The sequence below is a fragment of the Acinetobacter sp. GW821-FHT01E09 genome (assembly GCF_059422385.1).
This window is the reverse complement of sequence record NZ_JBWKWU010000001.1, coordinates 1,006,566-1,019,579: the sequence shown is the minus strand read 5'-3', so window position 1 is coordinate 1,019,579 and position 13,014 is coordinate 1,006,566. Positions and strand designations below refer to the sequence as shown.

General features: G+C 36.7%; 12 protein-coding genes. 7 read left to right on the top strand and 5 right to left on the bottom strand.

Annotated features, from left to right (window positions below):
• Window positions 1–284: 284 nt before the first annotated feature.
• Window positions 285–1,334, top strand: coding sequence for an alpha/beta fold hydrolase (locus AC07U8_RS04655; RefSeq protein ID WP_096733379.1), 1,050 nt, complete (start codon window positions 285–287; stop codon window positions 1,332–1,334).
• On the top strand, window positions 1,331–2,341 hold the full coding sequence (locus tag AC07U8_RS04650; RefSeq protein ID WP_494737407.1) for a hypothetical protein: 1,011 nt from the start codon (window positions 1,331–1,333) through the stop codon (window positions 2,339–2,341). Before AC07U8_RS04655 ends, AC07U8_RS04650 begins: the two co-directional genes overlap by 4 nt.
• Before the next feature lie 47 nt (window positions 2,342–2,388).
• Here AC07U8_RS04650 and AC07U8_RS04645 read toward each other — a convergent pair whose 3' ends face one another.
• Window positions 2,389–4,422, bottom strand: coding sequence for a ligand-gated channel protein (locus AC07U8_RS04645; RefSeq protein ID WP_270382716.1), 2,034 nt, complete (start codon window positions 4,420–4,422; stop codon window positions 2,389–2,391).
• A gap of 297 nt (window positions 4,423–4,719) precedes the next feature.
• Window positions 4,720–5,358: a Fe-S biogenesis protein NfuA gene (gene nfuA, locus AC07U8_RS04640; protein ID WP_004819478.1), complete on the bottom strand. Its 639-nt coding sequence runs from the start codon at window positions 5,356–5,358 to the stop codon at window positions 4,720–4,722.
• A 408-nt stretch (window positions 5,359–5,766) separates the two neighbouring features.
• Between nfuA and AC07U8_RS04635 the strand changes: the two genes are divergently transcribed.
• The 5 genes from AC07U8_RS04635 (at window position 5,767) to AC07U8_RS04615 (ending at window position 10,334) form a co-directional block, all read left to right on the top strand.
• A complete protein-coding gene (locus tag AC07U8_RS04635; protein WP_494737406.1) occupies window positions 5,767–7,317 on the top strand; it encodes a hypothetical protein in 1,551 nt (516 codons plus the stop codon).
• A 269-nt stretch (window positions 7,318–7,586) separates the two neighbouring features.
• Entirely contained in the window at window positions 7,587–8,375 is a 789-nt protein-coding gene (locus AC07U8_RS04630; protein ID WP_494737405.1) for a crotonase/enoyl-CoA hydratase family protein, read from the top strand.
• 49 nt (window positions 8,376–8,424) lie between these two features.
• Entirely contained in the window at window positions 8,425–9,333 is a 909-nt protein-coding gene (locus AC07U8_RS04625; RefSeq protein ID WP_494737404.1) for an alpha/beta hydrolase family protein, read from the top strand.
• A gap of 29 nt (window positions 9,334–9,362) precedes the next feature.
• Window positions 9,363–9,923 (top strand): TetR/AcrR family transcriptional regulator, encoded by a 561-nt coding sequence (locus AC07U8_RS04620; RefSeq protein WP_270382712.1) that lies wholly within the window; start codon window positions 9,363–9,365, stop codon window positions 9,921–9,923.
• A gap of 36 nt (window positions 9,924–9,959) precedes the next feature.
• Window positions 9,960–10,334, top strand: coding sequence for a lysozyme inhibitor LprI family protein (locus tag AC07U8_RS04615; protein WP_270382711.1), 375 nt, complete (start codon window positions 9,960–9,962; stop codon window positions 10,332–10,334).
• Here the strand turns inward: AC07U8_RS04615 and AC07U8_RS04610 are convergent.
• The 3 genes from AC07U8_RS04610 to AC07U8_RS04600 all read right to left on the bottom strand — a co-directional run bounded on the left by AC07U8_RS04610 (window position 10,328) and on the right by AC07U8_RS04600 (window position 12,775).
• Window positions 10,328–10,912, bottom strand: a complete 585-nt coding sequence (locus tag AC07U8_RS04610) for a hypothetical protein (RefSeq protein WP_494737403.1) — start codon at window positions 10,910–10,912, stop codon at window positions 10,328–10,330. The two genes, AC07U8_RS04615 and AC07U8_RS04610, sit on opposite strands and share 7 nt — an antisense overlap.
• 178 nt (window positions 10,913–11,090) lie before the next feature.
• Window positions 11,091–11,717 carry a hypothetical protein gene (locus AC07U8_RS04605; protein ID WP_303577108.1) on the bottom strand — a complete coding sequence of 209 codons (627 nt, stop codon included), beginning with the start codon at window positions 11,715–11,717 and terminating at the stop codon, window positions 11,091–11,093.
• A gap of 140 nt (window positions 11,718–11,857) precedes the next feature.
• On the bottom strand, window positions 11,858–12,775 hold the full coding sequence (locus AC07U8_RS04600) for an HARLDQ motif MBL-fold protein (RefSeq protein ID WP_303577107.1): 918 nt from the start codon (window positions 12,773–12,775) through the stop codon (window positions 11,858–11,860).
• Between the last annotated feature and the right edge of the window lie 239 nt (window positions 12,776–13,014).

Here is a 13,014-nt window from a genome sequence, read left to right as displayed (position 1 = left end):
TGCCGCAAAATGTGAAAGTCACTGACTAAAAATAAACTCTGTTACAATTTTTGTTATGGAGCGGTTAAGGGCCTAATTTTTAAAAATACATAGATATAATTCACAGTTTAATTAAAATTGTTTAACTAAAATACAAAATAATCTCTATATTAGTTGAGTTGAACACTGAAACTATGGCAAAAAACTTACAAATAAGACTTTATCGGCAAATGTTGAAAAAATTATGATCATGAATAATATTTTTACTTTATATAATGCCTAGTCTTTTACTCGGAACCCTATGCATGTCTGAACTGGCCCATAAAAAAATTCTTCATTTTTTAAACAGCATATTGTTAAGTTTGACTGCGATCGGTGTATTATTTTTAGGTAGTCACAACAATGCAACTGCTGCCACACCAGAATATGTGGATTATTTAAAAATTGTACAAGAAGAACGTGCTTGGGCAGGATTAACGTCTAAAACATTGCGTGTGGGTGATGTTATTTGGTCTTATAGTGAAGGCGGTTCTAAAGATAAGCCAACTGTTTTACTGATTCATGGTTTAGCCAGCAGCCGTGATACATGGAATGATATCGCGCAGTCATTGACCCCATATTACCATGTGATTATTCCAGACTTGCCTTCAGCAGGAAGTACTCAGGTTCCAGCCAATTTTGATTTATCTGTACCCAATGTAACTGAACAACTTAGACGCTTTATTGAAGCTGCACATATCCAAGATAATTTAAATATTGCAGGGCATTCATTGGGTGGAACCATCGCAATGTTTTATGCCTCACAATATCCATTTGATACGAAAAGCTTATTTCTAATGAGCACTGGGGGTATTTTTAAATCAACAAATACCAATTATTTAAGAAATCCGATCTATCTCAAACAATTATTAATCACACAAAAAGGTGATTTAGATTTTGTTATGAAAAAGGTGATGTTTAATCCGCCTTTTACTGCTCGTGTGATTAAAGATGAACAAGAAAAATTATTCATTGCTAAATCTCAAGACACAGCCAAAATCATCAATCAAATTGATGCACTCAATCGACTCTATACCCCTTCAACTTTTACCACGATGTTAAAAAACATTGAAGCACCCACCCTGATCCTTTGGGGAGAACAAGATCAGATTGTAAATGCGGATGTTGCAAATGAATTAAAATCGGTATTAAAACGCCCTGAAACACCGATTATTCTACAACGTGTTGGGCATATGCCATTACTTGAAGCACCTGAACGAGTTGCGGATTACTATTTAAGCTTTTTAAACAAAGTACAACCTTTGCAAAACCCACTGTCTGATCAAACACATGGACAAATTGAGTTCAAAAAATGAAAAATCAACTTATTGAACAATTGATCGAAGCCCAACTTGGCTTTTTAGATCAAGAATTTTCACAGGCTGATACGATTAAAATTGAGTTTACTGAATTTTATCACTGGTTTAGAAAACAGCCGTTAAAACAAATTTGGTCTTTTGCACAAATTCATGATTTATTGTCAAAGCAAATTTTAGCAACACCTGCATACAACTTTCTCATTGAGCAAATCGCTGAACATATTCGTTTTGCTTTAATTCACCCAAGTAATGATGAAACGTTAATTGAAGATATTATTCCAGTTACCACGATTGATAAAATCGCCCAATATGTCGCAAGTAAATCGGGGCATCGCCAAGCTTTGATCAAACGTGTTGTCAATAATCCTGCCTTTTCAAGCATGTTAACCCAATTGATCCATCACTCGATTCAAGACTATATTGATAATTCGGTCATGAATAAAAAAGTCCCCGGTGTGGGACGTTTTATGAAGATGGGAAAATCAGTTTTAGAATCGGTTACCGATACGAATTTAGACGATACAGTTAAGCATTATCTGCAAAAAAATATTATTAAAATTAGTCAATTGAGTGAACAAGTCATTAACCAACAGTTTGATGACAATAAGCTTTATCATTTTCAAGCCAATTTATGGCATAAAATTAAAAAAATACCGATTGCTGTGTTGCGTAATTATGTTGAAATTAACGACCTACCTAAAACTGTAGCTATGGGTCATGAAATATGGGAACATATTCGCCAAACAGATTATTTAAAGAAACAAGTGCATGATGGTGTACTGACTTGGTATGTGCGTAATGAAGAACGCCCTTTTGATTTAATTTTAAGTGATATCAATATTGATGAAGCATTGATTCAAAATGAATTACAACAGTTACTTGAACCTGTTATTCAACAGATGATTGCTTCTCAACACTTAAAAAACCGTGCACGGATTTATCTGGAAAAATTTTATTATTCAGATGACACTTTAAAGATTCTCAATATTGAAAAAGGCGCATAAAGCGCCTTTTTCATGACTAAACAGATCTAATGCAATTTAATTGAGCTTTAAAACTTATAAATTAAACCCAAATTGTAACGGCGGCCATCCAGTACATAATTATAAGTCGCAGTATCTATGCTTTTATCAAATAAGTTATAAATACCAGCATTGAACTGCAACACATTGGAAGGTTTATAGTTTAGACCAACATCAATCATTGCATACGCTGGTCTACCTTCCCCCATCGATGTACGGCTTAAATAGTCAGAAGTTTTACTTCTTACATTTAAGCGGCTCCACATTCCAACTTGATCATTTGTTTGCCAATCTAAAGTAGTATTAAACATATGTTTCGGCATTTCATTCAATGGCTTACCTTTAAATGCTCCACTCTTTTGTTCAGTATCCGTAAATGTATAATTTGTTGCCCAACGAACATCTGGCGTGATTGCCCAACCCAGAGTCGCCTCTATACCACGCATATTTGCTTTATCGACATTGATACGTTGACTGACAAAATCGAATTGTTGACCTAACCAAGGACATCCCATAGTTCCAGAGTCTCCTTGACAGGTGCGAATTTCAGTAATTTTATCTTTAAACTCACTATTAAATACGGTAAAACCTGCATCTAAATTGTCATTATTATCCCAGTTAATCGATGCTTCATAATTGATACTTGTTTCTGGTTTTAAATCTGGATTACCCACAATCATACCACTCGACTGACCACCACCTGTTGCCTGTCCCCACCCTGCAACAGTGGCACGTAATGCCGGAGTTTTATAACCTGTTGATACCCCACCTTTAACAATCCAGTTATCATTCAAGGTCCAAACACCATAGACTTTCGGGCTAAAATGGTCACCAAATTTTTCATCTTTATCATAGCGTAATGAAGCCGTTACCGTGAATGGCTCTACAATATTCCACGCATCCTCAGCAAATAATGCCCAGCTATAGCGATCTAAGTTGGTTAATTTTGATCCACCAATAACTAACTGATTGCCAAAATCCTCAAGCTCTTCTTTTAAATAACTTCCGCCGAAGCTCAAAGCATGAGAACCCAGATTGATTTGGTTTAAAGTATTAAACGTTGTATTGATTGCTTCCATACTACGGGATGGATTTTCATTTTCCTCACGTTGAATATAAGAATGTGTCTTTAAATCGCCAATTTCACCACGATGAGTCAAACTATATTCGGTACGATAATAATCTGTATATGAGTCTGTTGGGAGCTTACCATTTCGCCCTGGTACATTGGCGATTGTTTTACCTACCGTTTGATCACGGTTTTGAATAGATCGCTGATATTCTAAATCAATGGTATGTTCAGAACTTGGCGTCAAGCTCAGTGTTGCGCCACCTGCACGTATACGTTGCTTATTATAGCCACCAATAATGTCATCTTCATTGCGTTGTGAGAATGTTCCATTCGCCTTTAAGCCAAGTAAATTACGGATTAAAGGACCAGAAACATATAAGTTTGCTTGATGGATATCCCCAGAATCTCTATTTTCTTGTAGTGTCGTATCCAATTTAACCGAGCTTGTCCAAGTATCTGCGACTTTTTTGGTAATAATATTAATCACACCGCCCATGGCATCTGAACCATATAAACCAGACATTGGACCACGAATCACTTCGATACGTTCAATACTTTCAATACTTGGCATCCAACCTTGCTCAATACCCGAGTTATCACTATTTGGTCGAACTGAACGTGTATTCACCTTCTTGCCATCAATCAAAAAAACTGTATAAGCACTTCCCATACCACGGATACTAATATCACTTGAACTTCCACCACCTGTGACGACGACCCCAGGAACATCTTTAAGTGCATCCGTTATATCTCTATATGCTTTTTTATTAATGTCTTCTTGCGTTAAAACTGAAATAGATGCTGCTGCTTGTTTCACCTCTTGCTCAAAGCCACTTGCAGTGACAACAATCGTCTCTAATTTGGTTGACTCTGTAGACTGTGGATTGGTTTTATTCGAGTTTTCTGGTGATTCTGCGGCATAGGCAGTTCCCATCATAACGGTGATAATGGAGAGAGATAACGCAGATTGGATGATACGGTTAGTTGACATAAGGTATTCCAAAGAGGCTAAGAATGAATAGACAATGAAGATTTAGATACAATGTGTAATAAAAACACCACAGCATTATAAACAATATTAAGAATTATTCTCATTTTTATTAACCATTCGTTTAATATTTAGTCATTTTTAGGCCTATCTTTAAGTTTTTATTCTATTTTTTAAGCTTAATTTAAGCTTATTAAGATTTAAAATATAAATTTACGTTTAGTTATACGATATCCATAAAAAAACCTCCGAAATTCGGAGGTTTTAAAGAACAGTCAAATATCTACATTGATATACAGATTATTTGAAGTAAGCACCTTCTGCTTGACTATGGTCAGTCTGATCGACCACACGTCCGAGTTCAGGAATATGCTCTTTAAGTGTAGTTTCTACACCTTGTTTTAACGTTACATCAATTGCAGAACAGCCTTGACAGCCACCACCGAATTTTAATACCGCAGTTAAACCATGTTCTTCATCTTCGACCACTTCTACCAGTGCACAGTTTCCGCCATGCCCTGCTAATCCAGGATTGATCTCTGCCTGAAGAATATAAGTAATTCGTTCTTCCATAGACGCATCTGGACCAACACGTGGTACTTTCGAGTTAGGTGCACGGAAAGTAAGCTGTCCACCAAAACGGTCTTTGTTGTAATCAATTACCGCATCTTTCAAATATGGAATCGACGGTGTATCAATAAATGCTGGAAAATCAGGATAATCTTGTTTGTAATCTGTTGGAGCAATTTCATCAGGTGCGCTGTATGCCATACAACATTCAGCACGTGGAGTACCTGGATTTTCAACAAATACACGAACGCCAATTCCTGGAGTATTTTGCTTCTCCAAAAGATCTTTTAAATACTCTTGCGCATTGGGAGTAATCAATAAATTTGGAATTTCTTCTGCAACCGCAGTATTGGTGTTCTCAGTCGACATAACTCTATCCTCAAGCTGAAGTCGGTATTTTAACTGAAGATGAGGCTGAATGAGTGAAAATCAACTAAAATTGTCGGAATTAACTTAAAAAGATGTAAAAAATATAATCTACGCAAATTTCAACATAAAATATTCGCGTAATAAATGAATATAAATCATACACAAATTGATATTTACTGCATTTTAGCTTATCAACAAATCGCGCTTTAAAACCCACAAAATGATACCAATGAAACTTTTTATAAATGAAATACTAAGCATAATTTAAGACATTTTTAGCACTGATTTATTCAATTTATACGACCAATTTATCTAAATTTTGTCAGAAAATGCCACCCAAATATTGAATATGGCATGGATAATGTATACATCTGTATATTAATGATGAAATAAAACGAGATATTTTGCATGTCCAGTTCAATTGACGGTTTACAGTTTCCAGTTCATCCAAAGACTCAAAAAAGTAGCAACTCGCAAGTCGGTAAAGAAATCATTGCGGAAGCACTTTCCTTGGTTGATCATCTCAGCGCAGAGCAAGCTTTAGATGAAAAAAACTGGCGTAAAAACTATCCAGTTTATTTTAAGGCATTGGTCGAACATGGGATTCGTTCAAGTCATAACGCCATCACTATTGCCAAACAAGGCTTGCACAAAGCCCAACACAGCTTTGATTTCTTTAGAGATGGGCAACGCTATTCTTTAAAAGATATTGGTACAGTTCCAGTACTAGACAAGATTCAAAGTGTTAGTTTTAAAGGTCATTCAAATGATGACGTTGAATGGTTTGTACCCTATCACGGGCAAAAACTACAAGGCGAAGCGCTATATCAGCAAATTCAAAAGTGGCAAGATACTGGCATTATTGAAGCCAGCCATGCAGATGCGCTCAGAGAAGTGATTGCTCATCCCGAATGGTTTGATTTATCGGATCGTACCTTAGTTTTATTTGGCGCAGCTTCAGAGGCAGGCCCATTAACATGGTTATCGAAATGGAAAGCCAATATTGTTGCTGTTGATCTACCCAATGAACGCGTTTGGGAGAGAATTCTTAAAATCATTGAAAATGGCAATGCCACACTGTATGCACCTAGTTTTCAAAAAATCCTCAACATCCATGATATTGACGAATTAAAAAGCAAACTTGGTGCAAATTTACTGACCCAAATTCCAGAAATTACACAATGGCTTTGTGATAATCCACACAAGTTAGATTTGGCCTCAATTGCTTATTTGGATGGTGAAAAACATGTGCGTGTGTCGATGGCAATGGACACGATTATGAGCCATGTCAGTGAACACAAGAATGATTCATCACTGATGTATATGTGTACGCCTACAGATGTTTATGCAGTACCTGAAGAAGTGATTGAAGGTTCAAACAAAAAGTTCAAACATAGATCAAAATTTGAAACTGTACTCAGCAAAGGGATTGCAACCCTTTCCTTAAAGCAATTCTTTAAGCACCATGATCAACAATTGATTCGCTCTGACAATGGTAAATTCTATGGGATTGCTGATTGTCTGGTGGTTGAACAAGGCCCTAATTATGCCTTGGCAAAACGTATCCAACAGTGGCGTGCAACTTTAGCACGACATCAAGGGCAACATGTCAGTATCAATATTGCACCATCCACGACGACACATTCGGTCATCAAGAATCCGTTGCTTAAAGCTGCGTTTAACGGTGCAAGTTTGTTTGATGTAGAAGCATTCCGCCCTGAAACCACCAATTCAATTATGGCAGCGCTTTGGATTCATGACTTAAGAAATCCGAAGTCTGTTGCAAATCCAGAAACTGAGATGGGTCATCCATTAGAATTAATGATGGAAGGCGCTAATCATGGTGGTTTATGGCGTGTCGCCTATCTTGCTCGCACAGCCTTACCTTTTGCTGCAATTTATGGATATGCCAGTGATAAATTACCGATGCAAAAGCTTTTAACCAAGTTTAAAAAGTAATTCTTCAGGTTTAAATCCCTTTAAATTAAATGCCCAGTGATAAATTTAGCTGGGCATTTAAGTGTACGAGCACATTTTTAAATCTTATTAAATTCATAATAAAAAGCATAAGCGTTCCCCCATGGCGCCAAATAACATACACAATGCAGCGATCCTTTAATGCCTTAAATATGCTATACCAATGTAAACGGTTCAGTCATTCTAAAATGATTGACAGTTTTCTAACGATCGTTTAAAAACTTATAAAACAACCAATGAGAGAACAACAAATGTCAAATCTACAAGGAAAAGTCAGTCGTGAAATTCGTGGTCATATTTTTTTAATTGGCTTAGATCGTGCAGATAAACGCAATGCTTTTGATAGTCATATGATTCACGACCTATCACTGGCTTTAACTGAATATGAAAATAATCCAGAACTACGCTGTGCGGTGGTCTTTGCACATGGCGATCATTTTACCGCAGGATTGGACTTGGTTGAGTTACAACCAAAATTAGCCGATGGTGTTTTTAATTTTAGCGATGATATTGTGAATCCTTGGGGAACTGTTGGACGTCAAAGAACTAAACCATTGGTAACCGCAGTACAAGGCTATTGTTATACCGCTGGTATTGAATTGATGTTGAATTCTGACATCGTTGTCGCCAATGAAAATACTCAATTTACCCAAATTGAAGTACAGCGCGGCATCTTACCGTTTGGTGGTGCAACAGTACGTTTCGTCCAAGCCGCTGGCTGGGCAAAAGCCATGAAATATGTGTTAACTGGTGATTTATTTTATGCACAAACAGCCTATGAAATGAACTTAGTCACTGAGGTTGTTGAGGATAACCAACAGTTAGCACGTGCCATAGAGCTGGCTGAACGTATTGCCAATGCTGCACCACTTGCCGTCCAAGCGGCACTGCATTCGGCACATCAAGCCTTTTTACAAAGTCCTGAAGTCGCATTTGCAAATCTACAAAATCTACTTAGCCCTTTACTTGCCTCAGAAGATGCACAAGAAGGTGTAAGAGCAATGATTGAACGTCGAGCACCACAGTTTAAAGGCAAATAAACCAATCATAGCGATATACGGCGATAATCTAATAACTGTGGGAACAATCATGCAAAATTTAAAGTACTCAACTGAAGTCCAACACTTGAATGGCAAAAGTTTTACCAGCCAAGCCATCAGCTTTAAGGCACTGGATGGTTATGTATTGGCTGGCGTACTTTACACGCCAGTCAATACAATCAAAGCAACTATAGTTGTCTCCAGTGCAACAGGTGTCCCACAAGCATTTTATCGCCGCTTCTCTGAATATGCCGCACAATTGGGTTATCAAGTACTCACTTTTGATTATCGTGGCGTGGCCAAATCTGCGCCACGGCAATTAAAAGGTTTTAAAATGTCATATCTGGATTGGGGAAGATTAGATTTAGCAGGTGCAATTGACTACAGTTTTAAACAAGATATGCCCCTATTTTTAGTTGGACATTCTTACGGCGGACAAGCTTTAGGGTTGACACCGAATCACGACAAGGTAAGTGCAATGTATTGTTTTGGCACAGGTGCTGGCTGGCATGGCTATATGCCATTGAAAGAAAAAATTAAAGTTCAGGTAATTTGGAACATTATCTTTCCACCTATGGTAGCGATTACAGGTTACTTACCTTGGAGTAAACTCAATATGGGTGCAGATTTACCTAAAGGGGTCTACCAGCAATGGCGTAGATGGTGTAAAAATCCCACTTACTTTTTTGCAGATCCTGAGCAACAAAATTTGCATGAACAATATGCCCAGATTAAAACGCCGATTTATGCAGTGGCCGCTTTAGATGATGATTGGGCATTGCCAAATTCTCGTTATGCTTTTATGCAACATTATAAAAATGCGCCCATGCACTTTATCAACATATCTGCCGACGAATTTGGTTTAAAACAGATTGGACATATGGGCTATTTTCGTCAAGGTTCGGAGCCAATTTGGGATAAAATGTTAAATACTTTCGAGACATTCATCCACGATTAATTTTAACTCCATAAGCAGCAAGGTCATCTATGCGCCCACAAAAACTTACGCCTGAACATATGTTAAATACCTGCGCTTTGCAATTTAAAGCACATGGTTATGCAGGGACAAGTATGGAGATGTTGGCAAAAGCATGTGGACTCAGTAAAGCATCGTTTTATTATTATTATCCCAACAAACAAGCCTTACTTATGCAGATCTTAGCGCACACTCATCTTTATTTAAATCAATCCTTGTTTAAACTCGAAGATTTTGCTGTCTTGGATGCAAGTCAACAATTTCAAATCATCCATGATAAAGCTGTTCATTTTTTTAGTTATGAAATAAAAGGCTGTTTAGTTGGGATACTGTCCTTAGAGGCAAGCCATATTTCTTTAGAAGTCTTGGAAAAAATCCGTGAAATTTTCCAAGATTGGCAAAATGCCTTGTATCAATTATTTCAACAAAAAATGGATCAAGCCGATGCACAAATTTTGGCAAAAATAAGTGTGGCCGATTATGAGGGTGCGATTTTAATGTATCGACTGAATAATGACCTGTTCTATTTAAATCAAGTCAAAGCGCGAATTTCTCAACAACTCGCCCTATAATACTTGACTGATTTGCAATTTCTTGGTGAACATTAAATGATAAAAAAGATCAAATATAGTTTTTTAGCTTTGCTTTTTGTGAGTCTATTCAATACCGCTTATGCACAATGCAATCAACAAGATCAACGACAAGCTTATCAATGTATGCAACAGCAATTAAAAACAGATAAAGCGAAAATGAATAAGCTATATCAACGCATTTATCTGCAATACGATGATAACAACAAGTTATTACTAGAAAAATCACAAAAAGCTTGGCTTAATTATCGTGATGCTCAATGTAATGAACTCATGGGAAGTCTTACTTATGGTGCTTTGGGATTGGCATCAGGATTTGCACATTTAGATTGTGAAATCAATTCCACAACATTTCGACTAAAAGAGTTAAGCAGTCTAATTGAAAATCAATAACGATCTTTAAATTCGGCTTTATGTTCTATGCCTTGATGATCAACATGCGCATAGAACACCCCATAACGTCCGACATAGTATTCAAGTGATTGTTCATGATAGCTCCAAAAAATAGACCATTCGCCAAAATCAAAAGAACCGATCTGACTTTGGGTATTCATTGGCATTTTACTAAGTACATCATGTTGAATATGCCCTGCTTGAGAAAAATCTTTGATCTGTAAAGCTTGTTCAAAAAACAGTTGCGCCGCTGCATCAAATAAACGTTGGTCTTCATCAGTGACCGGCTTGGCGGGGCTATGTTGCTCCTCAAGTACGGTCGGCTGCTCTACTTGAACTGTAGTGCTTATTGCCTCTTTTACTGGGGCTGAACCCGCCTTTTGTCGCTCTTCTGCAATCATCTGTTTAATCAGCTTAGTTTTTTCGGGCAGTTCATGCTCTTCTTGAGGATTTTGAACCAATTGAGATAATGCTTGTCGTTGTTCTTCAAAAGCTGCATTAATTTTTTGTTTAGCAACCCATCGCCATAGCACATATAGCGTGATCAAAAATAATAGCACCAGAATAAATTTCAACATAGCGTAATCTCAAGCATATAATACGCCCCAGTTCAGACTCATGAGCTAAGTTTAAAGCTGAGTATTTTGATTGTTTTTTTAATAGTTTACCCAGTAAATTGTATAACTATCTCACTAGAGATACCCAGCTTAAACGTAACAATTGTTTTCTTTATATAGATCAACCAGATCTCTTATTTTAATTTTGTAATGCTTTTAGATCACCTGAAGCAAATACGATCCCTTTGCCTAGCACCTTTTTGAGTATTACGGGTTTTCCTATATTTATATATATCGGTTGATCATCTTTAAGCGCTTTTAAAGCAATTTTCTGAATAAAAATCTGATCATTTTTACGATACAGCTTTACCCCACCTTCATCTGAAGCCATATAATGAACTTTCACATGATAGATTTGTTGTAAATCTGGCATCCACACAATCACTAAATCACCGCCACGTTCATACATACTGTCAAATACAATGGTATCTGCATCCACTTGCTCAGATTTAACACCAACATAACCACTTGCATCCACCTGTTGATCGACTAAATATAATGATTTTTTAGCGCTCAATTGTATCCCATAGGCCGAATAATATTGTTCTCGATCTTGCTTTTTACTGGTACAGGAATAAGTTTTTAATACGACTTTTGTCGAGCGCAATTGATAAGTTTGAGGTGAAAATATGTCTTCATCATCTTGATGGCATTGTTTTGCAAGCTGCGTTTGAATATTGAGTTGTTGAAATTCTTGTGCATATATAGATGACGTGATCACGACACTACAAATGAATAATAACTGTTTGATATATTGTATTTTCATTTCAATTTTCTATATTTTAGGATAAGCCGTTATCTGTTATATATCATTTAAAAATAAATGATCAGTTTTATCTGAATTATAGCAATATATAAAATAAAACACGCTATATAACGCATATAGCATGTTTTATTTTAAATTTATTATTGCAATGTTTTAAACTGCGCTAAGCGTTGTTGCTGCTGTAATTGTTGTTCAAATTCAACTCTCCCCTTCGCTACATAATTTTGTAAACCCGTCTGATCAATAAATGCTTTTTTATCACCTGCATTCAATTTGGCTAATTTCTGCTTCATATGGAAACGATCCGCTTTATTGGCAAGAAAAATATCTGCATGGATTGCATCCAAAGTTTTAAATGTGTGACGTATGTCTGAAACTAGATTTGGATAATTGTTATTGTTTAACAAATAATAACCGCCCGTAAATAAACTGTCGGCATAGATAACTTTATAATTTTTAAAGTGATAACGGATATCTGTTGTCCAAGAGGTTGCACCTGGTAAATGGCCTGGCGTCGCATGTGCTGTAAAAATTTGACGACCGAGCTTTAACTGTTGCCCATCTTTGATGATGATATCTACAGCTACAGATGGAAAAGGCAATTGCTTACCTAAAGCGAAATCAGTCACGCCGCCATTTTCTAGCATTTCGGCATTGGCAGCACTTGCGACCAATTGAGCACCACTCCATTGTTTTAATTTGGCAAAACCACCAGCTTGATCTAGACGCGCATGACTATTAAGTAGGTATTTTACATCTGTGATTTTAAACCCCAATTTTTCAATATTGGCTTTAATCTGCACTGCCGACTGATCAATCCCACTATCAATTAAAACCAAACCATCACCCGTATCAAACAGTACCGAAGATAAATTTTCAGTACCGACATAATAGACATGATTAAAAATTTTAAAGGGCTCAATGGGTGTATTCCACGATTCAAACAAACTCATTGGCGGTGCATCAGTCAATGCTTGCTGAGCATTTAATGGGGCTGCTTGAGTAAATTGAAAGCTCATTGTGATCAATGAAATAACAATGGATTTGAACAGATGCATATAAGCGATCCATGCTAAAAATGAGTCGCCCATACTTGATTAAATCACGATATTTATCAATTTTTTAATGTCTAAAAAACAACTCAATACATCTTAAATTGTAAATAATATTTGCAAATTGTATTCGGGTCTGCTGATAATTCGTCTATGGTTGCGACGACGAGTATTTTTAGGTGATACTAGGCACGAAATACGAAATTTAGTCATTCTAAATGAGTAGTTCGTAACGACGTAGCAAC

Coding starts and splice junctions, on each gene's coding strand:
- AC07U8_RS04655 (WP_096733379.1), top strand. CDS start 285: ATGTCTGAACTGGCCCATAAAAAAATTCTTCATTTTTTAAACAGCATA.
- AC07U8_RS04650 (WP_494737407.1), top strand. CDS start 1,331: ATGAAAAATCAACTTATTGAACAATTGATCGAAGCCCAACTTGGCTTT.
- AC07U8_RS04645 (WP_270382716.1), bottom strand. CDS start 4,422: ATGTCAACTAACCGTATCATCCAATCTGCGTTATCTCTCTCCATTATC.
- nfuA (WP_004819478.1), bottom strand. CDS start 5,358: ATGTCGACTGAGAACACCAATACTGCGGTTGCAGAAGAAATTCCAAAT.
- AC07U8_RS04635 (WP_494737406.1), top strand. CDS start 5,767: ATGTCCAGTTCAATTGACGGTTTACAGTTTCCAGTTCATCCAAAGACT.
- AC07U8_RS04630 (WP_494737405.1), top strand. CDS start 7,587: ATGTCAAATCTACAAGGAAAAGTCAGTCGTGAAATTCGTGGTCATATT.
- AC07U8_RS04625 (WP_494737404.1), top strand. CDS start 8,425: ATGCAAAATTTAAAGTACTCAACTGAAGTCCAACACTTGAATGGCAAA.
- AC07U8_RS04620 (WP_270382712.1), top strand. CDS start 9,363: ATGCGCCCACAAAAACTTACGCCTGAACATATGTTAAATACCTGCGCT.
- AC07U8_RS04615 (WP_270382711.1), top strand. CDS start 9,960: ATGATAAAAAAGATCAAATATAGTTTTTTAGCTTTGCTTTTTGTGAGT.
- AC07U8_RS04610 (WP_494737403.1), bottom strand. CDS start 10,912: ATGTTGAAATTTATTCTGGTGCTATTATTTTTGATCACGCTATATGTG.
- AC07U8_RS04605 (WP_303577108.1), bottom strand. CDS start 11,717: ATGAAAATACAATATATCAAACAGTTATTATTCATTTGTAGTGTCGTG.
- AC07U8_RS04600 (WP_303577107.1), bottom strand. CDS start 12,775: ATGCATCTGTTCAAATCCATTGTTATTTCATTGATCACAATGAGCTTT.